General features: G+C 61.2%; 23 protein-coding genes. 10 read left to right on the forward strand and 13 right to left on the reverse strand.

The genetic code is table 11. The features are described from left to right. A partial coding sequence (locus GVL12_RS24885) for a helix-turn-helix domain-containing protein (protein WP_159918247.1) occupies window positions 1-319 on the forward strand: 319 nt, incomplete at its 5' end. A gap of 23 nt (window positions 320-342) precedes the next feature. On the opposite strand, the gene GVL12_RS24890 is transcribed toward GVL12_RS24885, so the two are convergent. From GVL12_RS24890 to mobC, 7 genes are all read right to left on the reverse strand, one after another. Then, window positions 343-522 carry an antitoxin VbhA family protein gene (locus tag GVL12_RS24890; protein WP_200844069.1) on the reverse strand — a complete coding sequence of 60 codons (180 nt, stop codon included), beginning with the start codon at window positions 520-522 and terminating at the stop codon, window positions 343-345. Next, the gene (locus tag GVL12_RS24895) at window positions 509-907 is read right to left on the reverse strand and encodes a hypothetical protein (protein WP_159918249.1); all 399 of its coding nucleotides are present in this window, start codon (window positions 905-907) and stop codon (window positions 509-511) included. The genes GVL12_RS24890 and GVL12_RS24895 overlap by 14 nt, the downstream gene beginning before the upstream one ends. Next, window positions 891-1,673 carry a hypothetical protein gene (locus GVL12_RS24900; protein WP_159918250.1) on the reverse strand — a complete coding sequence of 261 codons (783 nt, stop codon included), beginning with the start codon at window positions 1,671-1,673 and terminating at the stop codon, window positions 891-893. The genes GVL12_RS24895 and GVL12_RS24900 overlap by 17 nt, the downstream gene beginning before the upstream one ends. Before the next feature lie 3 nt (window positions 1,674-1,676). Beyond that, window positions 1,677-1,961 carry a ribbon-helix-helix domain-containing protein gene (locus GVL12_RS24905; RefSeq protein WP_033470025.1) on the reverse strand — a complete coding sequence of 95 codons (285 nt, stop codon included), beginning with the start codon at window positions 1,959-1,961 and terminating at the stop codon, window positions 1,677-1,679. Between the two features lie 38 nt (window positions 1,962-1,999). Next, the gene (locus tag GVL12_RS24910) at window positions 2,000-2,641 is read right to left on the reverse strand and encodes an AAA family ATPase (RefSeq protein ID WP_033470027.1); all 642 of its coding nucleotides are present in this window, start codon (window positions 2,639-2,641) and stop codon (window positions 2,000-2,002) included. 80 nt (window positions 2,642-2,721) lie between these two features. Next, window positions 2,722-5,106, reverse strand: a complete 2,385-nt coding sequence (locus GVL12_RS24915) for an LPD7 domain-containing protein (RefSeq protein WP_159918251.1) — start codon at window positions 5,104-5,106, stop codon at window positions 2,722-2,724. Then, window positions 5,096-5,449 (reverse strand): plasmid mobilization relaxosome protein MobC, encoded by a 354-nt coding sequence (gene mobC / locus GVL12_RS24920; RefSeq protein ID WP_159918252.1) that lies wholly within the window; start codon window positions 5,447-5,449, stop codon window positions 5,096-5,098. The genes GVL12_RS24915 and mobC overlap by 11 nt, the downstream gene beginning before the upstream one ends. Window positions 5,450-5,899: 450 nt before the next feature. On the opposite strand from mobC, the gene GVL12_RS24925 reads away from it, so the two are divergent. The 8 genes from GVL12_RS24925 (at window position 5,900) to GVL12_RS24960 (ending at window position 11,781) form a co-directional block, all read left to right on the forward strand. After that, the gene (locus GVL12_RS24925) at window positions 5,900-6,304 is read left to right on the forward strand and encodes a hypothetical protein (protein ID WP_152553664.1); all 405 of its coding nucleotides are present in this window, start codon (window positions 5,900-5,902) and stop codon (window positions 6,302-6,304) included. 4 nt (window positions 6,305-6,308) lie between these two features. Continuing rightward, window positions 6,309-7,016 (forward strand): StbB family protein, encoded by a 708-nt coding sequence (gene stbB / locus GVL12_RS24930; protein ID WP_159918253.1) that lies wholly within the window; start codon window positions 6,309-6,311, stop codon window positions 7,014-7,016. Window positions 7,017-7,026: 10 nt separating this feature from the next. After that, entirely contained in the window at window positions 7,027-7,578 is a 552-nt protein-coding gene (locus GVL12_RS24935) for a hypothetical protein (RefSeq protein ID WP_159918254.1), read from the forward strand. Beyond that, window positions 7,575-9,176, forward strand: a complete 1,602-nt coding sequence (locus tag GVL12_RS24940; protein WP_200844070.1) for a type IV secretion system DNA-binding domain-containing protein — start codon at window positions 7,575-7,577, stop codon at window positions 9,174-9,176. The genes GVL12_RS24935 and GVL12_RS24940 overlap by 4 nt, the downstream gene beginning before the upstream one ends. Window positions 9,177-9,724: 548 nt before the next feature. Next, the gene (locus tag GVL12_RS24945) at window positions 9,725-10,105 is read left to right on the forward strand and encodes a hypothetical protein (RefSeq protein WP_200844071.1); all 381 of its coding nucleotides are present in this window, start codon (window positions 9,725-9,727) and stop codon (window positions 10,103-10,105) included. Beyond that, window positions 10,102-10,365 carry an EexN family lipoprotein gene (locus GVL12_RS24950; protein WP_159918256.1) on the forward strand — a complete coding sequence of 88 codons (264 nt, stop codon included), beginning with the start codon at window positions 10,102-10,104 and terminating at the stop codon, window positions 10,363-10,365. Before GVL12_RS24945 ends, GVL12_RS24950 begins: the two co-directional genes overlap by 4 nt. A 9-nt stretch (window positions 10,366-10,374) precedes the next feature. After that, the gene (locus GVL12_RS24955) at window positions 10,375-11,475 is read left to right on the forward strand and encodes a type IV secretion system protein (protein ID WP_159918257.1); all 1,101 of its coding nucleotides are present in this window, start codon (window positions 10,375-10,377) and stop codon (window positions 11,473-11,475) included. Between the two features lie 3 nt (window positions 11,476-11,478). After that, window positions 11,479-11,781 (forward strand): hypothetical protein, encoded by a 303-nt coding sequence (locus GVL12_RS24960; RefSeq protein WP_159918258.1) that lies wholly within the window; start codon window positions 11,479-11,481, stop codon window positions 11,779-11,781. Window positions 11,782-12,208: 427 nt separating this feature from the next. Here GVL12_RS24960 and GVL12_RS24965 read toward each other — a convergent pair whose 3' ends face one another. From GVL12_RS24965 to GVL12_RS24985, 6 genes are all read right to left on the reverse strand, one after another. Continuing rightward, window positions 12,209-13,156, reverse strand: coding sequence for a DNA-binding protein (locus tag GVL12_RS24965; RefSeq protein WP_200844072.1), 948 nt, complete (start codon window positions 13,154-13,156; stop codon window positions 12,209-12,211). A 1,542-nt stretch (window positions 13,157-14,698) separates the two neighbouring features. Beyond that, window positions 14,699-15,910 carry a replication initiator protein A gene (locus tag GVL12_RS24970; RefSeq protein ID WP_159918259.1) on the reverse strand — a complete coding sequence of 404 codons (1,212 nt, stop codon included), beginning with the start codon at window positions 15,908-15,910 and terminating at the stop codon, window positions 14,699-14,701. Window positions 15,911-16,078: 168 nt separating this feature from the next. Continuing rightward, the gene (locus tag GVL12_RS24975; RefSeq protein WP_159918260.1) at window positions 16,079-16,441 is read right to left on the reverse strand and encodes a hypothetical protein; all 363 of its coding nucleotides are present in this window, start codon (window positions 16,439-16,441) and stop codon (window positions 16,079-16,081) included. Between the two features lie 94 nt (window positions 16,442-16,535). Beyond that, window positions 16,536-16,718: a hypothetical protein gene (locus GVL12_RS27115; protein WP_205594015.1), complete on the reverse strand. Its 183-nt coding sequence runs from the start codon at window positions 16,716-16,718 to the stop codon at window positions 16,536-16,538. Next, complete coding sequence (locus GVL12_RS24980) at window positions 16,715-17,140, reverse strand: type II toxin-antitoxin system VapC family toxin (protein ID WP_159918261.1); 426 nt, start codon at window positions 17,138-17,140, stop codon at window positions 16,715-16,717. Before GVL12_RS24980 ends, GVL12_RS27115 begins: the two co-directional genes overlap by 4 nt. Next, window positions 17,137-17,394 carry an Arc family DNA-binding protein gene (locus GVL12_RS24985; RefSeq protein ID WP_159918262.1) on the reverse strand — a complete coding sequence of 86 codons (258 nt, stop codon included), beginning with the start codon at window positions 17,392-17,394 and terminating at the stop codon, window positions 17,137-17,139. Before GVL12_RS24985 ends, GVL12_RS24980 begins: the two co-directional genes overlap by 4 nt. A 248-nt stretch (window positions 17,395-17,642) precedes the next feature. On the opposite strand from GVL12_RS24985, the gene GVL12_RS24990 reads away from it, so the two are divergent. Further along, on the forward strand, window positions 17,643-18,074 hold a 432-nt coding region (locus GVL12_RS24990), incomplete at its 3' end, for a recombinase family protein (protein WP_235033975.1).

Genomic DNA, 18,074 nt, shown 5'->3' on the forward strand with positions numbered 1-18,074 from the left:
AGCGCAGGGCGTGCCCCGCATCGTCTTGGAGTCCGTGCAGGACATGCTTTTGAAACTGGCCCTGCAAATGGCCCATGACGACTACGAGGACAGGCGCGAACGCCAGCGCCAAGGCATTGAGCTGGCGAAGGCTGCGGGCCGGTATGCCGGCCGCAAGACCGATACCGCCACCCATGCCCGCATCGTGGCCCTGCGCGAAGGCGGCAAGAGCATCGCGGAAACGGCAAGGCTGGCCGGGTGCAGTCAAAGCCAAGTGAAGCGCGTATGCGCGATGGCCCGGCCAGCGGTTGGCGACAAAAAGGAGCTGGCCAGGTCGTGAAGCTGTCACCACGCAAGACAGATTCAGCGCGCCGGTTTCACGAACTCGGCAAGGTCGATTTCACCGGCAATAAACCGGGCGGCCCGCTGCTCGTCGGCCTCGGATGGCTTGAACCCTTCAAGGCCCACGGATGCGCGGGCGTAGTTCACTGCCTCCTGACGCTTGCGGCGCTCGTCCTCGGAAATTGGCTCATTGGTCTGCATGGGCATCGCTCCACCGTACATAGTTGAAATTGCATTGCTCGCACTCAACCCCCAAGCGCTCGGCCGTCACGTCAATGGCGAGGTCGATCATGCCGGGCTTGAGCGCAAGCCATCCAAGGGTGCGCCGGTCGGTCTTGTGGCCGTGAAAGCTGCGAAACAAAGCGCTTTCCAGTTCTGCGGCCTGCTGCCAGCTCGGCATGCTGTAGAGTGAAAAAACCGCCATGCCATCGGGCAACATGCCACGTCGTCGGGTATCGCTGTAGATGTGCAAGAGGCGTTTTTCCAGCCGCTGCGTGATACCTATCTTGCTGACGGGCACCCGGCTGTAAGGGTCGCTCACGATGTAAAAGAAAGCCGGCCCGGCCCGCCTATCGACCATAGCCATAGTCGGCATCCGCTTCATAGTTGCCCTGCTGGTCGCGGCTGATTTCCACGTCGTCGCCCACGTCCATATCTGCGCCCTCGACCTCGGGAACCATCACGCGGTCGCCGTCGGCCTCGATGACGTAGGCCGGGCTTTCGTTCTCGCGTTCGATCTGCGCGACGACTTCACCGGAAAACGCCTCGTCACGGGCCAGCAAGCGGGCTTCGTGCTGCTCGGCCAGCTCCACCAGTGCCGGGCTGTGGTCGCCGGCCTGTGGCACGGTAGGGCCGCCACCGTAGATGCCGCCAAACATCTGCACGCCGGTTCGGTGCGCCTCGGCCAGCTCGGCAAGGCGGGAGATTTCCGGGTCGGTGCGCTCGCGCTCCATGCCGCCGCTGCTCGATGCTGCGCCCTGCCCTTCTGCGGCCAGCTCCTGCCGTAGCTCGGCGTTCTCGATGCGCTCGGCGGCATACAGGCCGGCATAGTCCGGGCGCGGGTCTGCGGCCTCGATGGTGACGAACGGGGCGGCCTTCTCGCTGTCGCCGCGCACGGCGGCCGGGGGCAACGGGTCGCCGGCCGGGCCGCCCGCTTCACGCTCGGCCGCTGGCTGGTCGCGCTGCTCGACTTCAAAAGCGCGCTGCCGGCACTCGGCCAGCTCGCGGCGCAAGTCGGACAGGCGGGCCGGGTCGGTTTCATTCTGCAAGGCCAGCTCAAGCGTGCCGCACTGCTCCCGAATGTCGTACAGGTCGGCTTCCTGTGCCCTCTTGGCTATGAATTCTTCTGACATGGCTTACCCCTTCGGTCTGACTGTGAAGTCCACGCCGTTTTCTACGGCAATGGCTAGAGCCATGTTGATAAGGGCCGTCCGTGAATAGCCCATTTGGGCGGCCAGCTCGTCGGCCTTCGCTAGCAGGTCTTCATTGATCTGCACGCTAATGGCCTTCTTGTTCTCGCTCTTGCCCTTCGGCCTGCCGCGCTTCGCGCCTGTGGCGGTGACTGCGGCATCCGGTGCGCCGTTTATGAACGCCTCGGCTGATGCCGGGCCGGTTTTCGGTTTGGGTCTGGTGATTGCCATCGTCGCTATCCTGATACTTTTTTAATATTAGATAAATATTAAAATAACGCTTTAATAAGGGCGTCAATTTCGGCTACTGCCTTCTTGTCGGCGGGCTTCTGCTCCAGCACCGACAGGCCAGCGCCGGCCGCGTTGGCAAACGCCTTGCGGCGACGAATAGGGGTTGCCAGATATTCAAACTGCGGCACGTCGGCCACGGCTGCGGCCGCCTCGGTGTTGTCCGTGGAATGTTCGCCGGGGTCTGCGCAATTCAAGACGGCCACGGCCCGCAAGTTATCCCGCACGCTGCGGGCTTCATCGACCAACGCGGCTATGTCGTTCAGTGCCCATACGTCATAGCTGCGGGGTTGAAAGGGCACGATCAGCACATCAGACAGCACCAAGGCGGCACGAAGGGCGGTTGAATCCCGGCCGCCTGCATCAATGATGATGTCGTCAAACTTTCCGGCCTGCTGCTGCACCTGTGCGCGAAGGGTCGGCCCGTCCGGGTAGGTCGCACAAGAAATGCCGGGCTGTTGGCCGTTGTCGGCCCGGATGCTGATTGCAGTCTGTGCGGTGCCTTGCCGGTCGCCGTCGATCAACCACACGTCACGGCCAGCCAGCGCCCGCGCAATGGCGAGGTTTACGGCCAAGGTCGTTTTACCGACGCCGCCCTTTGTATTGCCTACGGTCACTATCATTTAGCACCTTTTTTTAATATTAAAAAAACATATTAATTATATGCCGTAGGTGCCGCATGTCAATGGGCAGGGCAGGGCGGCTAGCGCCCTCGGCCGTGGTCTGGCTTTTGTGCCTGCTGCTCGCGTTCGCGCTGCGTGGCCTGCTCGGGCTGGTCGCGCTCGGGCTGCTGGCCGCCGCTCTGTGCGCCCTTGCTCTTGGCGAAGTAGTCGCGGCCGGCTTGGGCGGCCTCCCGGCGTTCGCTGTAGCGGTCTTGCAAAGCCTTGTCGCTGAACTCGACGTATAGGCCGGCATCGGCCGCCACGTCGGCCATCATGTTGTTGTATTCCTCGGAACCGCCACGCAAGCGGATATGCGGGCCGAACTTGGCAAGGGCGAGGCGCAAGCCCTGCTCGATGGTGTCGCGCTCCTGCTGGCCGAATTCCACGGCTTCGCCCCGGTCGGTGAACATGGCCCGCTTCTGCTGGTCGTAATAGGTCACGTTGCCCTGTTGATCGACCTTGTACGCGGCGGGCTTCATGATCGGCGCGGCCTCGGGCTGCTGGCCGGTCTGGTGCTCGATGCGCTCGCCAGTCGGGGCACGCTGCGGGCTGCGCTGCCGGCGCAGCTCGGCCAGTGCATCGGCATCGCCGTTGCCTGCACGCTCGGCCAGATAGGCGCGGTACTGGTCGGCCGGCTTCATCCGATAGCGGGCCTTCAAGGCGTCACGCTCGCCGGCAATGGCCTTGCGTAGTTCTATGTCCTTCACCACCTTGCCCATGCTGGAAACCGACAAAGCCGCCTTGCGCTCTGCCGGCTTCAAAGTCCGGTCGTTCTGAACGGCCCGGCGCTCGGCCAGGTATTCGCGGCGCAGCTCGGCGCGGCGCTCCTGCTCGCGCTTCTTTTGCTCCTGCCAATCCTGTTCCCGGCGCTCGCGCTGCTGTGGTTGCCATTCGCGGCGGTACTCGGCCCAAAGGTCACGGCGCAGGGCAGGGCGGGCCTGCTGTGGTGCGGCATGGCCGATTTGGTCGGCATAGGTCTGCTGCAAGATCGGCGCGGCATCACGCCAAGGCAAATGCAGCTCTTGGGTGAGGAAGTCGGACACGTTCAGATTTCGCCGGCCGCACCGGATGCGGTCGCCGCCGTCCTTGCCCTTGGTCACTTCGTATTTGTCGGGCACCACGCCATGCGTGCGGCTGACGCTCGCCAGCAAACGGGCGGCGTCCAGCTCCCGTTTGATGGTGTTGAACTCGGCCCGGCTGCTGTCGGTGCCACGGGCGGCACGCTCGCGGCGCTCGGCCTCGTATTGGCCCACAACGCTATCGGTCTGGCGGCCGTCACGCTCACGCGAAGGGGTCGGGGTCGGCTCACTGGCGCGGGCCTGTTCGGCCGCTCTGGCCGGGGCCGGGCGTTCTTGCTCCGGGTCATGCGGGATTTCCACGGCCGGGCGGTGCTTGGCGTAGAACACGGCGGCACGCTCGGCCAAAATGGCCCGGCGCTGCTCGGGGTCGGCTTCACGATAGGCGGCATAGGCTTTGCGGTTGCCGCTGTTCATGTATTTCAGTTCGGCGGCCCGCACCTCGCGCCACTCCTGCAAGCGGTCGGCAATGTCGGCCGGGGTAGGGCGGGGCGCTTTGGTGTCCTCGTACCCTGCGCGGATTTCGCCGGCCAGCTTCTGCCGCTTTTCAGCGGCGGGCATTTCGATGAATTCACGGCTGAAAACGTACTCTTTTAGGTTCACGCCCTTGGCCGCGCCCTCTGGCTTCACGTTGAGATATTCGCCGGTCTTGCCAGCGTTGCGGGTCTTGGTGTCGCCATGCTCGGCAACGATGGCACGGAACTGGTCGAAGTCGGTAACGCCCTTGTCCAGCACGTCGGACAAGATGCGCTCTTTCAAGTCGTGATTTGCGCCCTTGAAATAGTCGCCCTTGTAGCGGGAAATAATCGCGCTCTCGTCGGTGAACTCAATGCGCCGGTTATCTTTCGGGCTGGCAATCCCAAACTTTGCATTGATATGTTCTTGGAACGCCTCAAGAAACTTAGTCTGCTGGTCAACCTTTCCAAAGGGATTTAGGTTCTTCCCGCTCAAAAGGTTGTATTCAGGTATGACGATATGAATATGTGGCTTGCGCTCGACCAGCTCGCCGGTTTTCTGGTTGGTATAGGTCTTGAGCTTCGGCAAGTGCGCTTCGGCATAGAAGTTATATTCATCGCCTTCATAGGCGATCATGGCGAATTGCTTAAATTCATCCGTGATTGCCCGCAACATTTCCGGGCTGATTTCATCCTCTTTGAAAGCCAGCGTGATATGCAAATAACGCTCGCCGGCCTTGTCCATGTTGTTGATAACGGTGTCGGTCAATTCCAGATCACCCGACAAAATAACGCGCTCGTCCAGCTCGTCGCGGCTGTAGTCCCGGCCGTCTTTCTGCCCGTTCTCTAGATATTCCTTTATCCCGGCATCGCCGCCACGCACTCTAATCAGCATCGCGGATTGCCTCTTTCATCAAGTCGGCCAGCATTTGCAGCTCGGCCAGAATCCCGGCGTAAGTCGCCGGGGTAACAGTGCCGGCCAGCTCGGCGGCATTGGCAGTGTGGGCAAGCTGGTTCAGGTTATTGCTGGCCTTGTTGAATAGGTAGATCAGCCGGCGTTTGTCGCTGCTCGGCTGCACCCGTGCGACTACCTGCGTTCGGTTGGTCAGCACGGCATCACGGAAGAACTCGGACGGCTTCACACCGGCCGCACTGGCCTTCGCCAGATAGGCGGCATGGTCGGGCAGGGTGAGCCTGAAACTTACCGTGCGGGTTGGCTCTTTGGGCTTGCGCGGCATGGTCGCGGCTCCTGTCTCGTGCCCGCCTCGATGGCACGGGGCAGGGCGGTTAATGACCGGCTGCGAAGCTGCCGGGCGGCTTGTGCTGCTGGTGACGAATCCGCGACCTGGTGGGCGTGGATCTGTCGCCATGCGGCCCGGCTCCCGTAGGGGGCCGGTGGCAGGTTTCCAAAGGGGGGCACCCCTTTGGGCACGGGATATGTTTCAAAACGCGGAGCGCTTTTGTAAACATATCCGACGTGCCTATCTACAGCACGCCAACACTATAACGCAGCTCCCACACTCGCACAAGACGGCAAACACACTGCATACGCACTGCACAATATCGCTTGACACTGCACATGCACTGCATAACAATGGCACTAACACGGCGTCAAACATTGACCGCACTGCAAATAAACGGCAATATCGCGGCACCCGGCTATGCCGACAACGCGAAAAGGTGAAAGCATGACAAAAGACAGCGTGGCCGACGTGCTGCGCGCACTGGCTACAGGCGACAAAAGCCGCTCTGAAACTGCCCGGCTGCGGGACATAGTGGATGAGGTAGAAGCGGCTCTAGCTGCTGGCGTAAGCCGTGCGGCCGTCCTTGAAGCTCTGAACGCGCAAGGCTTCACGATGACGCTCAAAAGCTTTGAAAGCGCCCTGTACCGCATCAGGAAAAAACGAACCCAGCCAGCGAAGCCGGCCGCAAAAATTGGTCATGACCAAGCGGCGGAACCGGCCAGCCAGCCAGCCCAAGCACCGCAGCAGGAACCCGCAGGGGAACCCCAAGCGCGCATCACGAACCCGGCCGATATTCGCAAGTCCAGACGCCGGGAAATTGATTTAGATGACCTATCCGACAAGGAATAACTTTATGAAAATCGCAATCGTCAACTACACCGGCACCGTTGGTAAAACCACTATCGCGGCACACCTGCTTTCCCCTCGCATGGGCAACGCTCCTATCTTTGCCGTCGAGTCGATCAACGAAACGGCGGCCGGTTTGGGTGTCGATGTTGAGCAAATCAAGGGCGACAAATTCCGCGAACTGTTCCGCAAGCTCTTTGCGCTCGATGACGCAATCATTGACGTGGGCGCGTCCAATATCGAAGATTTCCTAGATGGCATGGTCAAGTTCGATGAATCACACCTTGAATTTGATTACTTCGTTATTCCGCTGACCAGCGGCACCAAAGAGCAAAAAGAAACCATCTCGATGATCGGGACACTTTCGGATTTCGGCATTCCTGCCGAAAAAATCCGGCTTGTGTTCAATCGCGTTGATGCTGACGTGGCCGACGAATTCGCCCATGTCGTCAATTATGTAAGGAAGGAAAAGAACGCCACGGCCAACACTGAGGCGGCTATTTTTGAAAGCGAATTGTTCGACGCACTCGCCGTTAAAAAACTGACCGTCGAAGCTCTGTTGAAAGATGAAACCGACTATAAGGCGTTGCTCAAGAGCAACCCGGATGCCACCGCGAAAGAAAAGAACACTTGGGGTGATATGCACGGCCTCAAAGCATTGTCGCGCAGCGTGAATCGAAACCTCGATTCTGTATTCTCTGTCTTGTTTAAATAAGGGGCGCTCTATGGACGCGGCAAACATTCCCCGCACGACAAGGGACGCGCTCACGCTTGAATTGCTGGGCGACGTTGGCAGGCTGCACGATGACATAAAGGCGCTTCCCGGCAATTTTGAAAAGGAAGTAAGCCCGACGCTCGGGGCCATCCTCAAGGCCACGGAAAAGGCGCACGGCGCTATCGTCCAGCTCGGCGCAGCGGAAAAAGCCTCGTTCGGAAACTTCGCAGCGGCCGAAAAGGTCGCGCTGCGGGACTCTCTCAAGGCGGCACTACGGGAGGAAGCCGGCGAAGCGCTCGCCAGCGTAGCCCGCGAACTGGCGACCTCGGCCCGCATCCATCAGGACGCGGCGAAGGGGGAGACGCGGCAACGCTGGCAATGGATTGCCGTTGCCTTCGCTGGAAGCCTCCTAGCGGGCGCGCTCGGCTTCTACGGCTCGCACCTGCTGTACGGGAAACAGATTGACGAACAAGCGGCCTTCGGCCGTGCCGTAGGCACGGTGTGGGACAGTTTGGACGCCAAGACAAAAGAGCGGATTCAGGCCGCAAGGAATAGCCAATGAAACCCGCACTTGCCCTAACCCTGCTGCTGCTGGCCGCCTCGGCCTTCATGCTCGGCCGCAACCTGTTCACCACGATCAAGGGCAAGACGCCGGCAACGTGGGTAACGTGGCTGTGGCTCGGCCTGTGGGCCGTGGCCGTGCTGTACGGCCTCGGCTCGGCCGTGCCGCGCTGGCTCGCCTTGGGCGAATCCTCGGCCCTGCTGGCTATCGGCGTGGCCGTCGTCGCGGTGTTCTGCCAGACCCGAATTTGGGGCCACATGATGGCCCGTGCCAACTACGCGCCCCACGGCCAAGAAACGGTCATCAGGGGCACGGAAGTTGTCGGCGGCTCCGATCTGCAAGCCCGCATGTATGGCGACAAGGCGAAGCCGGCCGACGTGGATATTGAGATTGGCGGGGTGGTCGTTCCGCGCATGTTGGAAGCGCAGCACATGCTTTTCAGCGGCACCACGGGCGCGGGCAAGACGCAGGCGATTAACCGGGTTCTGCGGGCCGTGCGGGCACGCGATCAACGGGCCTTGATCGCCGACCCGGCCGGGGGGTTCTTCTCCCGCTTCGGTCGTCCTGGCGATGTGCTGTTTAACCCCTTTGATCGGCGCTCGGTCGATTGGTCGCCCTTCGCTGAAATCCGGGCTGAATACGACTGCCAGCGCATCGCCAAGGCGGCCGTGCCGGATGGCACGGGGGAGGGTGCAGAGTGGCACCACTACGCGCAAACGCTGCTCGGTGAAACGCTCTTGGCCCTGCATCAACGCGGGGAACACTCGGTAAAGCGGCTACTGCACTATGTCAGCTCGGCCGACATAAAGGAGCTGGGCGAGCTGCTGGCCGGCACGCCGGCCGCCATCCTGTGCGCCAAGGGCAACGACAAGATGCTGAACAACACGCGGGGCATCATCGCTACCTATCTCGGCGTGTGGCGCTACCTGCCCGACGCTGGCACGTTCTCCGTGCGTGAGTGGGTGCAGGATGAAACGCGCACGGGCTGGCTGTTCGTGACCTACCGCGACGATCAAATGGGCCTGCTGCGCGGCCTTGTGGCCTCCATGCTGGAACTCGGCATTGTCGAGGGCTTGAGCCTGTCGGAAAACCAAGATCGCGGCTTGTGGTTCGTGTTCGATGAGGTCGATTCGCTCGGCAAGGTGTCCAGCTTGCGCAGCGGTCTAACGAAGCTGCGCAAGTACGGCGGGCGCTGCGTGCTTGGCCTGCAAACGGTGTCGCAACTGCGCGAAACCTACGGCAAGGACGAGGCGCAAACGCTGCTCGCCAACCTGTCCACTAAGCTGATTTTGCGGGCCGGTGACAACGAGACGGCCGAATATTTCAGCAAGGAGCTGGGCGAACAGGACATTGACCGGCTGCAAATGACCACGGGGCAGGGGGCCAGCACGGGCGGCCTGACGAACCCCGGCCATAGCTCGGAGTCGTTCAATACGAACTACAACATGCAGCGCGTGCGACAGGCCGCCATCATGTCGTCGGAAGTGCTGAACCTGCCCGACCTGCAAGGCTTCCTCAAGATACCCGGCCAGCCGGTCGCCACGGTCAAGATTGACTATCAGGCCATGCCCGAAGTGCAACGGCCGTTCGATGGGTGATAAATATTAAAATGGCCTTTTTTTAATATTAAAAAAAGACTACAATAAACCGTGTTGGAAGTGTGGTGACAGGCTGGCGTCCCGCCTCGGTGCGCCTGTCACCATCGACGTAACCGCGCCAAAATGGGAAAATCGGGTATGCCAAAACATTCGGTTTTGGTATGCGTAACCAAGAAAAACGAACGCTGATTTTTATGCCCTAAGAACGCCTCGGCGTACCGGGTGCGGCCCCGAAAAGAACGGGCCTGACAGGTGGGAATAGCAGCTCGCAAGAGCCACCGGACAAGCAGCGGAAAGACGCGCCGCATAGACCACACCCCAAGAACGCCACGGCGTGCCGGGTACGGGCCTTAAACAAGCCCTGACAGTCGGGAATAGCAGCTCGCAAGAGCCGACAGACAGGCCGGAAAGACGGCCCGGCGTTCGCCCTCAACCTTTGGAGTGGCGAACACATGATTTCCTATATTCACATTCTCCTAGTCCTGCTCTGCGCAGTCATATTGATACCAATATGGCGCTTATGGGCCTGCATTGATCGACTCAATTGCATGCACGAAGTTGCGCGCCGGGCACCCTCGCTGTTCAAAGGCCATTTGTTGGCTGCTTTGTTCGCCATCATTCCGCTTTTTGTTGCGGCGGTAGTGTTGTCAGGCGTCACCCTACCGTACCAACCCGGCCCGATAAATGCCTTCCTTGCGGCGTTCATTTCGGCGGTATGTATTGGCGTCAGCCTACTGCTTCTCAAAAACGCCTTTGACTATCTTGCACTCTCTTGGGCCGGTTCGCGTGTTGGTGCCCTGCGCATCGTTGCCATGTTGCGCATCATCGACGCGGCCGAACTGGCCTATGCCCTGCAATACGTCCACGAACATGAAGCCCAAAATGGCCGGGTGATTAACGCCGAAACCGTCCGCGAGGTGAGCAAATGAAAAAGCTCTCTATCGCCCTGGTCGCGCTCATGGTGTTGGCCGGCTGCAAAGAAGATCAGCCCGTGGAAGTCGTTCAAACCGTCGATTGGTACAAAGCCCACGACGCCGAACGCATCGAAATGGTCAAAAAATGCAAAAACAGTCCGGGCGAAATTGCCGGTACTCCAAATTGCATAAACGCCAAATCGGCCCACGATCAAACAATATTCGGTAGCCAAAATTTCAACATTAAGGCCACCCCTCCAAAATTCACAAGGTAGGTGGAAACTATGGACGAACTAACATTATTCACCTACATCGGTGAAACGATCACGAACGCCACCAATGCGTTTATGGTGCCAGCAGCTACCGACTTAATGTTCAAGCTGCAAATGGCTGTTCTGGCCGGCGTCACTCTATACATTACCCTGACTGGTTACGCGATTGCGACAGGCTCGGTCGAATCGCCGTTTTGGACGTTCGTCAAGCAATGCGCCAAGATCATCATCATTGCCTATTTCGCCCTATCGGCAGACGGGTATCACCAACAAGTCGTAGGCACACTGAACGGTATTGAAACTGGCCTCTCCGATGTTCTGAAAATCAGCGCTCCGGGTGCGCCAGCTTCCACCATCTATCAAACGCTTGATGAGGTCGTGAACAAGGGCGCGCAACTGGCCTCCATCGCCTTGCAGCAAGCAAGCGATGCAGGATGGAACATCGGCGCGGCAGCATCGTGGTTCATCACTGGCATTTTCATTTCCATTGGAACCCTGATTTTTGCCATCGTCGGCGGCGTGAATATCATCGTGGCGAAGTTTTCTCTTGCCGTGATGTTCGCCCTTGGCCCGTTTTTCATTGCGTGCGCCATGTTCCCGATGACCTCGCAGTTTTTCGACAGGTGGGTAGGTCAGGTGATGAATTACATTTTCACGATTGTGATTCTCGCCCTCATCATGTCCTTCGGCATCGTCGCATTTAATGGATTCATCGGCGGCGTTGATTTGACAGGCGAAGGCGTACAAAACCCCTATATCGCCGGGCTTCAAGTGTTTGGCCTGACCCTGATTCTGAGCTGGATTGCCATGCAGGCGGGCAACATGGCATCTGGCTTGGCAGGCGGTGTTTCCACCTCCGCGCTGTCACTGCGTCAAATCGCGTCGGGTGCAATGTCGCCGGCCCGTGCCGTGGGCGCTGCTCATAACGTGGTCAATCCCACATCAACCCGCCTTGACCCTCGCACCGGCCACCAGACGACAGCGCGGCGAGCCGAACACCTTGCTATGGGTCGCAGCGTATGGGCACGCAATCCCGCGTACCGGGAAGCCATCAAGGAACGCTTGGGGTCGGCATGGGCCAAGCAACCGGGCGGCAACGTGAAGGGGGAATAAGCCATGTTCAACCAGCTTGAACACGAAGCCCTAATGCGGCTTATGACCTATGCCACGGGCCACACGGCCGACAGCCAGCGAATTGCCCACTGGCTGCAAGAGTGGGAACGGGCCGAAAACCTGCGCACGGTCAAAGCGCATGTGCCGGGCTTGGCGGCTGCTCATGCCCTCGATGTGACGAAGGTAGCCCGCGCCGCGAAGCGAGACGGCGCAAGGCCCACGACGTTGGGCCGGGACGAATACGCCTACAACATGCAAAACATCGAACGGGCGCACCCTCTGCCCTCTGTCGAGTTGGAACGCTGACCCTCAACCCCGCTTCGGCGGGGTTTTCTTTTGGTGACAACGGATCTGCCTCGATCGCGCCAATCTGTCACCAGCGGGGAACCCTCCGCGCTTCGCTTGGGCAACCCCCTTCGGGTTGCATCCCGCGTCGGTTCTTGCCCGACTGGCTGCGGGGGCAGGGGTGGCGGGCTTCGCCCTTCGTCCCTCCCCCTTGCCGCTAGGCTCTCTGGCTTCCACCAGCATCAAGGGTGCGGCTGCGCCCGCCATCCTCACCCGTTCGGTACTCGCTGCGCTCCGTTCCGCGTGCGGCCTCCGGTGTCGCCCTTGACACTGCTTCCAGCCAATACACGGGCCACGACTGACGACGAACGCGGGCACGAAACAGCCAAAACGCGGCGGCCGTTGGTGACGGCTGCGCGTTGGCCAGGTCGTGAAGCTGTCGCCAATATCAGGCTTTGGCAGGCGGGGTTTTCTTGGGCTTCGGTTCGCCCTGCGGCTTGATCGCGGCCAGCAAAGCGGCGTTCTGTTCCTGCATGGCCTGCAACTGCCCGGCCAACCCTGCGGCGCGCTCTCTGGCCTCTGCTGCGGTCTTGGTGGCGTCGTCGCGCTCGCCCTGCGCCTTGGTCAAGCGCTCGGCGGCACGGTGGGCCTCTGTGGCGGCCTGCTTGCGCTGCTCGGCGTGGGTCTGCTCGATGGCCTCGGCCTTGGCCTGCACCTTCACCAGCTCGGCGCGTGCGGCCTCTGTGGCGGCATGGGCGGCCTCGATCTCGGCGGCGGCCTTCTGGCGGGCCTCGGTGTTCTCGGTGCGCAGGCGGTCGGCGTCGGCGTGTGCCCTGTCCAGCTCGGCGCGAAGGTCGGCGGCCCGATGTTCGATTTCGGCAATGCGGGCGTCTGCCTTGTCGGCCCGGCTCATGGCCTCGGCCAACTGCTGGCGAACGTCGGCCAGCTCCTGCGCCTGCTTCTCGGCTGCTGCCTTCTCGGCGGCCAGTGCAACGCCGGCCGCGTCCAGCTCGCCGGCCTGACGCTCGAAAGCCTCGGCCAGTTCCTGCCGCATGGCGTCCAGCTCGGCCCGCTCGGTTTCCCATGCCGCTTGCGCACTGCGTAGGGATTCGTTCGCCAGCTCCTGCGCCTGCTGCCAGATCGTCGCCACGGCCGCGCTGCTGGCCTGCTGCACGGATTCCGGCACGGCCACGGCCACCGGGGCGGCCTGCGCGGTCTGTGCCCTGCGCCATTCCTTCATCACGGCACTGGCGGCGTTCATGTCCACGCGGGCGGCCCGTCGCACGGCGTCAACCGTGGGCATGGTCTGGCGGCCCGACTGCTCGAAAAGATCGGCGGCGGCGGCAATGACACGCTCGCGCACGTCGGCGGGGATGGCTGTAGATGCTTGGGTCATGGCCGGTTGCCTCGGTAGTAATAAGAATAATAATAATAATACTATTATTATTCTTACGGCGCAAGATTATTACGGCCCGTTCGTCGCCCGGCCGCGAGCGCAAAACGTGCAATCTGTCCCGCGCTGCCCCGGTTTTCGAGTGGAAGGGGTGTCAAGGGCACGCCCGGAGGTCGCACGCGGAGCGCAGCCGGCACGGCGAGCACCGAACGGGTGAGGACGTGGGCGAAGCCGCACCCTTGATGCCACTGGAACGGCCCAAGCCTCCAGTCTGGGGGGCAGTCGAAGGAAGCGAAGCGCCCCGCCGCCTGCACCCCTGACGACAGAGGGCGACTCGCTCCCCTCGCTGGCGAGGGGCGGGGGGGAGTGGTTCGCCGCACGAAAACGGCTTTCCCATTGGAAACACTTTGCTTTTCCTGAAAACAAGACAGATTCAGCGCGCTAGGACGCCGCGACCCGCTCGCCCTGCCCTGCCCCTTGCCTTGTCCCTGAAAACGTCTCTGCGGCCTTCCTGCTGCCCCTGCCGCCTGTTTTGGGCACGGTGCTGGCCTGCCTTCTTCCTGATAGACGGTTTTTTGCGGCCTTTCGATCCCCACGAACCTTTCCGGCATGGCGCGCACACGCGCCGGGCTGAGCGGGCGGCCGACTTGTCGGCCGGGCGTGATTTGTCCCGGTCTTAGCGCCCCGCAGGGGTGGCCGCTTGCGGCCATGCCGGCCGGCTTGCCGGTCGGGACGCTTAGACCATGCCTTACCTCGGCCGTCGATCAACCACGGGCGGCAAGTGCCGCCCTTCGTTCTCAAGCTCTCCGGCCAAAGGCCGGCCGGTGTTGCCTTCTTGCCTTGGCTGTTGGTTTTCATGGCATTGGTGCCGCACTGGTGCCGGTTCTTGGCCGTGGTGGTGCCACCCTGCGCGGCTTGCCGCGCTTCAACAAAGAGTCATGGCCGTAGGCCATCCATTTATCGGGAGGGGGAGCCGACCGAAGGTTGGGGGAACCCCGAAGGGGTGCCCCGGCCGCAGGCCGCTAGCGGCGTTTCGTTTTGCGCAGGTGGTCGAGTTATCCACAGGCCCAAAAGTTTTAAAGATTTAAATATGTTTTAAGAGTTTTAGAGCCGGAAAAGCTCGAAAAACCCATATAAATCAATGGCTTGCAGGGGTGTCCGGTGGGTAATAGACGGGAGCCGGTGTGTAATCGACGGTATCGGGTGGGTAATAGACGGGAGCCGGTGTGTAATCGACGGGCTATCCACAGGCTGAACGCTGGAACGGGGCCGCCTCCGTCGATTACACACCGTTGGCGACGAATCGCGCCGACCTGGTGGCCGTTCTGTCGCCAAGGCTCCGTCTATTACACACCGCAAGGGATGGTGACGCCGGCACGCTGGCCAGGTCGCCGCGGTGTCGCCATGAGCATGACGCGCAGCACTGCCGGTACGGCATGACGAAAGGGATTGATGCCCGGATGGGGCGAGACTCGGAACGAGGCTCGATGCGCAGCACGAAAGCCCGGCCCCGGCTGCGACGGGGTGAGCCTGAACGATCATGGTTCAAGCACGCGGCAAGGCAACATCGTCGCCCACGTCGTCACCATCGGCCCCGTCGTCGTCCTCTGGCAGCTCCGGCAGCTCGTCGGGCAGTGCGTCCCGATGCGTCATCACCAGCAGCGGCCCGGACTTACCCAACACCTCGGCAAGCGTGTATTCTGGTAGGTCGTTGGACGCGATCAGCTTGCGCAGGATGCGGCAAAACTCTTTGAACGTGCCCACGCTACCGCTGCGCTCATAAATCAGCTTGAACGTCCATCGAGCGCGGGCCTTGCCAGCAGCGCGGCGGGCAAGCCGATACAGGAAACGGCCTATGCCCGGCTCAATCAAAAAATACTCGGGATGCACGGTCAAGACGGCCGGGGATTTGACCTCGACCACCTCGTTATAGAGCCACTGCGGCACCTCGATAGAAACGCTCGTAAGGCGGCCATTGTCGGCATAGGAAACCGTCTCATAGCCGTTAATCAGCCCTACCCCTTTGGCCGTGCGCAAAGCCCGCTTGCCCTTGGCCTGCGTCGTCGTCACCACCTCCACGAACGTGGTGCTAAGGCGCTTCAACGCCCCTTCGATTTCCTCGTACTGGCGGCCACCATCGGAGCGACGGCAGAACTTGAGGATTTCCGACACATGCGGCCGAAAGATGCGGCTCGGCTTCTCGCCCCTGCCCTGCCTATAAAGGTTCATGGCGTCGGTCAGGTGTGAAATTGCCATCAGCACAATGTCATAGTCCCAAACCGAAGCCATGCCGGCATCGCCTGACACCACTTCCACATAGCCATCGGCGCGTTCGTAGCGGATAGTTTCGTTGGCGCGCTTGTCCTTCTTGGACAGCCGGAAAACGGCCACGTCCATGATGCTGCGGCTATCTTTGGTTGCCACGTCGTACAGCAGCGGCACGAAAAAATCGGACTGTGCATCGCCCTCGGGCGGCTTGCGCATGGACGATGCGGCCTTGGCCGCGTCTTCGCGCTGCCGGCCGGCCGCGATAGCGGCGGACTGCGCCCGCTCTTTCTCTTGGGCTGCCTCCCGCTCCTTGGCCGCATCCTCGGCGCGCAAGCGGCTTTCGGCCTGCGCGAACGACTCGCCCGGCCGCGCTGCGGCCTCTACGCGCTTGCGGTGCTTCTGCTCGATATTGGCCTTCAAGCGCGCCAACGTGCCATCCAAGCCGCCCAAGGCGTCACCGATCTGTTTAGGGCCGTTCGCGCTACTCATGGGCGGCCCCCATTTTGCTGTTCACTGTGCCGCCATTTTTGGTAAGATTGGTCATGGTCATTTCCTAAGATTGGTCATGGTCAGCGGCCCTAAATGAGTTTCGCCACTCCGGGGCCGCACCCAAGCCCAACACTGTTAGCGCGGTGTTGGGCTTTTCTTTTTCCCGCGTCAGTGCGGGCCGGATTCCTCGCACCAGTTGGACGAATCCACGATGATTTCCGGGTCGAGGTGTGCCACCTCGGCCAGCGTCGTGAGCGCCTTTTCAAACGTCCGAAAGCGCACCGGGCGGCCTTCGTGGGTGATGGCGTGCAAGGTCTGCCCCTGACGGGCATACAAGGCGAAGCCTTGGCCGTCGTCGGGGTAAAGCACGGCCTGCACGCGCTCCGCGTTGGGGGTGTCGCAAGCGGCATTCAGGCGGTGGAACGTCCACGCCCTGCCCTTCCTTACCTTCGGTTCGATCTGCTCAAAAAAAGCGTTTGCCATCGTCTCTGCCTGTTCGGTCGATACGCCCAATTCTTGGTTCGTGTTCATCTTCGCCACTCCTGAAAAAACCGGCGTTAGCGCGCCGGGGTTGGTATTGGTGACAAGTAGATCTCGCCGGCGAGATCCGTTTGTCACCACGTCGTCACGGCGCTTTCCGCGCCGTGTGTTCTGTCGGCCTGCCCTCTCTCAAGCGGGCAATCTGAGCATCCATCCGGGCCATGACTTCCTCATGCGGGATGCTTGGCCGTGGGTCGTCGATAGCGGCCTGAATCTCGGCGGCCAGCCAACGGGTATAGGCGTCGTCGCCCTGCTGGCATGGCCTCATGGCGATGCCTCCCAAGGGTTGATGACGTTAAGCCCGGCAGCCTCAAAAGGGGTGGTGTCACGAGTGGCGACGGCGAAGCCGTTGGCCAGGGCGACGGCCGCAATGAAGGCATCAGCCGTTTCGACCGCCAAGCCTGCATCGCGGGACTTGGCCAGCAGCTCGGCATAAGCCTTCGTGCAAGCCATATCGAACGACAGCACCCGATTGGCGAACATTGGCAGCAGCCGCTTTTCCAAGTTTTCATGCAGGCCGTCCCGGCGCTTTCCTGCCGGCATCAGCGCGATACCCGCACGCAGCTCGGCTACCGTGATCGCAGACAGATAGAGCGTTTCCAGCGCTTGCGCGTCGATCCAGTCAAGGACGTGGGCATTCGGGTTCGGGCGCTGCGGCTCCGAAATCACGTTGGTATCGAGCAGGATCATTCAAAACTCGCTGCGCGGGCTGGGGACTTGATACGCGCGCTCTCGAAGATGGCGACTTCTTCATCCGTCAGGCCGCCCGCCTCGCGGGAGATAGAGGCCAGCAACGAACCAAGTTTCACGCGCCCTTCCGGCTTCGCTGCCCGCTCCAGAATGTCGCGGATTTCAGCCTCGGTGCTGCGGCCATGATGGGCGGCTTGGATGCGGATGGCCCGATGCACCTCATCGGGCAGATTTCTTACGTTCACGTTTGCCATTTGGTATATCTCCATCAAGAGCTATCAATGAACCCATTGTATAACAATGACACCAAATCGCAAGCATTTCATGCCGCATGGGCAACTTGGGTAGCCAAAAATAGCCTAGCCAATTTAGATTGACCTTTGAGTTATTGGCCGGGCCTGCTACGCTAGGCCAAGTTAGCTATACCCAAAAAGGCCATGACATGACGACAAAGAGGAAGGCGGCCAGCCCGGCCGTGCCAGTCAAGGTTGCTCGCATCTACATGCGAGTAAGCACCGAAGCGCAGGATTTGCAGCGACAGGAAGGCATCGCGCAGGCCGCAAGGGCGGCCGGGTACTACGTCGCCGGCATCTACCGGGAAAAGGCATCAGGGGCACGCGCTGACCGGCCCGAGCTGCTGCGCATGATTGACGATCTGCAAGCCGGTGAAATCGTGGTGGCCGAAAAAATCGACCGCATCAGCCGCCTACCCTTGGCCGAAGCCGAAAGGCTTGTGGCTTCGATACGGGCCAAGGGCGCCCGGCTGTCGGTGCCCGGCATCATCGACTTGGACGAACTGGCGGCCGAAGCGCAGGGCGTGCCCCGCATCGTCTTGGAGTCCGTGCAGGACATGCTTTTGAAACTGGCCCTGCAAATGGCCCATGACGACTACGAGGACAGGCGCGAACGCCAGCGCCAAGGCATTGAGCTGGCG

It is taken from the genome of Pantoea sp. 18069, assembly GCF_902706035.1.
GTDB lineage: Bacteria > Pseudomonadota > Gammaproteobacteria > Burkholderiales > Burkholderiaceae_C > Comamonas.

Bases quoted from the DNA above. Each gene is read 5' to 3' on its own strand.
- GVL12_RS24890 (WP_200844069.1), bottom strand. From the start codon at position 522: ATGCAGACCAATGAGCCAATTTCCGAGGACGAGCGCCGCAAGCGTCAG.
- mobC (WP_159918252.1), bottom strand. From the start codon at position 5,449: ATGCCGCGCAAGCCCAAAGAGCCAACCCGCACGGTAAGTTTCAGGCTC.
- GVL12_RS24945 (WP_200844071.1), top strand. From the start codon at position 9,725: ATGCACGAAGTTGCGCGCCGGGCACCCTCGCTGTTCAAAGGCCATTTG.
- stbB (WP_159918253.1), top strand. From the start codon at position 6,309: ATGAAAATCGCAATCGTCAACTACACCGGCACCGTTGGTAAAACCACT.
- GVL12_RS24960 (WP_159918258.1), top strand. From the start codon at position 11,479: ATGTTCAACCAGCTTGAACACGAAGCCCTAATGCGGCTTATGACCTAT.
- GVL12_RS24895 (WP_159918249.1), bottom strand. From the start codon at position 907: ATGGCTATGGTCGATAGGCGGGCCGGGCCGGCTTTCTTTTACATCGTG.
- GVL12_RS24900 (WP_159918250.1), bottom strand. From the start codon at position 1,673: ATGTCAGAAGAATTCATAGCCAAGAGGGCACAGGAAGCCGACCTGTAC.
- GVL12_RS24915 (WP_159918251.1), bottom strand. From the start codon at position 5,106: ATGCTGATTAGAGTGCGTGGCGGCGATGCCGGGATAAAGGAATATCTA.
- GVL12_RS24975 (WP_159918260.1), bottom strand. From the start codon at position 16,441: ATGAACACGAACCAAGAATTGGGCGTATCGACCGAACAGGCAGAGACG.
- GVL12_RS24905 (WP_033470025.1), bottom strand. From the start codon at position 1,961: ATGGCAATCACCAGACCCAAACCGAAAACCGGCCCGGCATCAGCCGAG.
- GVL12_RS27115 (WP_205594015.1), bottom strand. From the start codon at position 16,718: ATGAGGCCATGCCAGCAGGGCGACGACGCCTATACCCGTTGGCTGGCC.
- GVL12_RS24925 (WP_152553664.1), top strand. From the start codon at position 5,900: ATGACAAAAGACAGCGTGGCCGACGTGCTGCGCGCACTGGCTACAGGC.
- GVL12_RS24965 (WP_200844072.1), bottom strand. From the start codon at position 13,156: ATGACCCAAGCATCTACAGCCATCCCCGCCGACGTGCGCGAGCGTGTC.
- GVL12_RS24935 (WP_159918254.1), top strand. From the start codon at position 7,027: ATGGACGCGGCAAACATTCCCCGCACGACAAGGGACGCGCTCACGCTT.
- GVL12_RS24985 (WP_159918262.1), bottom strand. From the start codon at position 17,394: ATGGCAAACGTGAACGTAAGAAATCTGCCCGATGAGGTGCATCGGGCC.
- GVL12_RS24910 (WP_033470027.1), bottom strand. From the start codon at position 2,641: ATGATAGTGACCGTAGGCAATACAAAGGGCGGCGTCGGTAAAACGACC.
- GVL12_RS24970 (WP_159918259.1), bottom strand. From the start codon at position 15,910: ATGAGTAGCGCGAACGGCCCTAAACAGATCGGTGACGCCTTGGGCGGC.
- GVL12_RS24955 (WP_159918257.1), top strand. From the start codon at position 10,375: ATGGACGAACTAACATTATTCACCTACATCGGTGAAACGATCACGAAC.
- GVL12_RS24980 (WP_159918261.1), bottom strand. From the start codon at position 17,140: ATGATCCTGCTCGATACCAACGTGATTTCGGAGCCGCAGCGCCCGAAC.
- GVL12_RS24950 (WP_159918256.1), top strand. From the start codon at position 10,102: ATGAAAAAGCTCTCTATCGCCCTGGTCGCGCTCATGGTGTTGGCCGGC.
- GVL12_RS24940 (WP_200844070.1), top strand. From the start codon at position 7,575: ATGAAACCCGCACTTGCCCTAACCCTGCTGCTGCTGGCCGCCTCGGCC.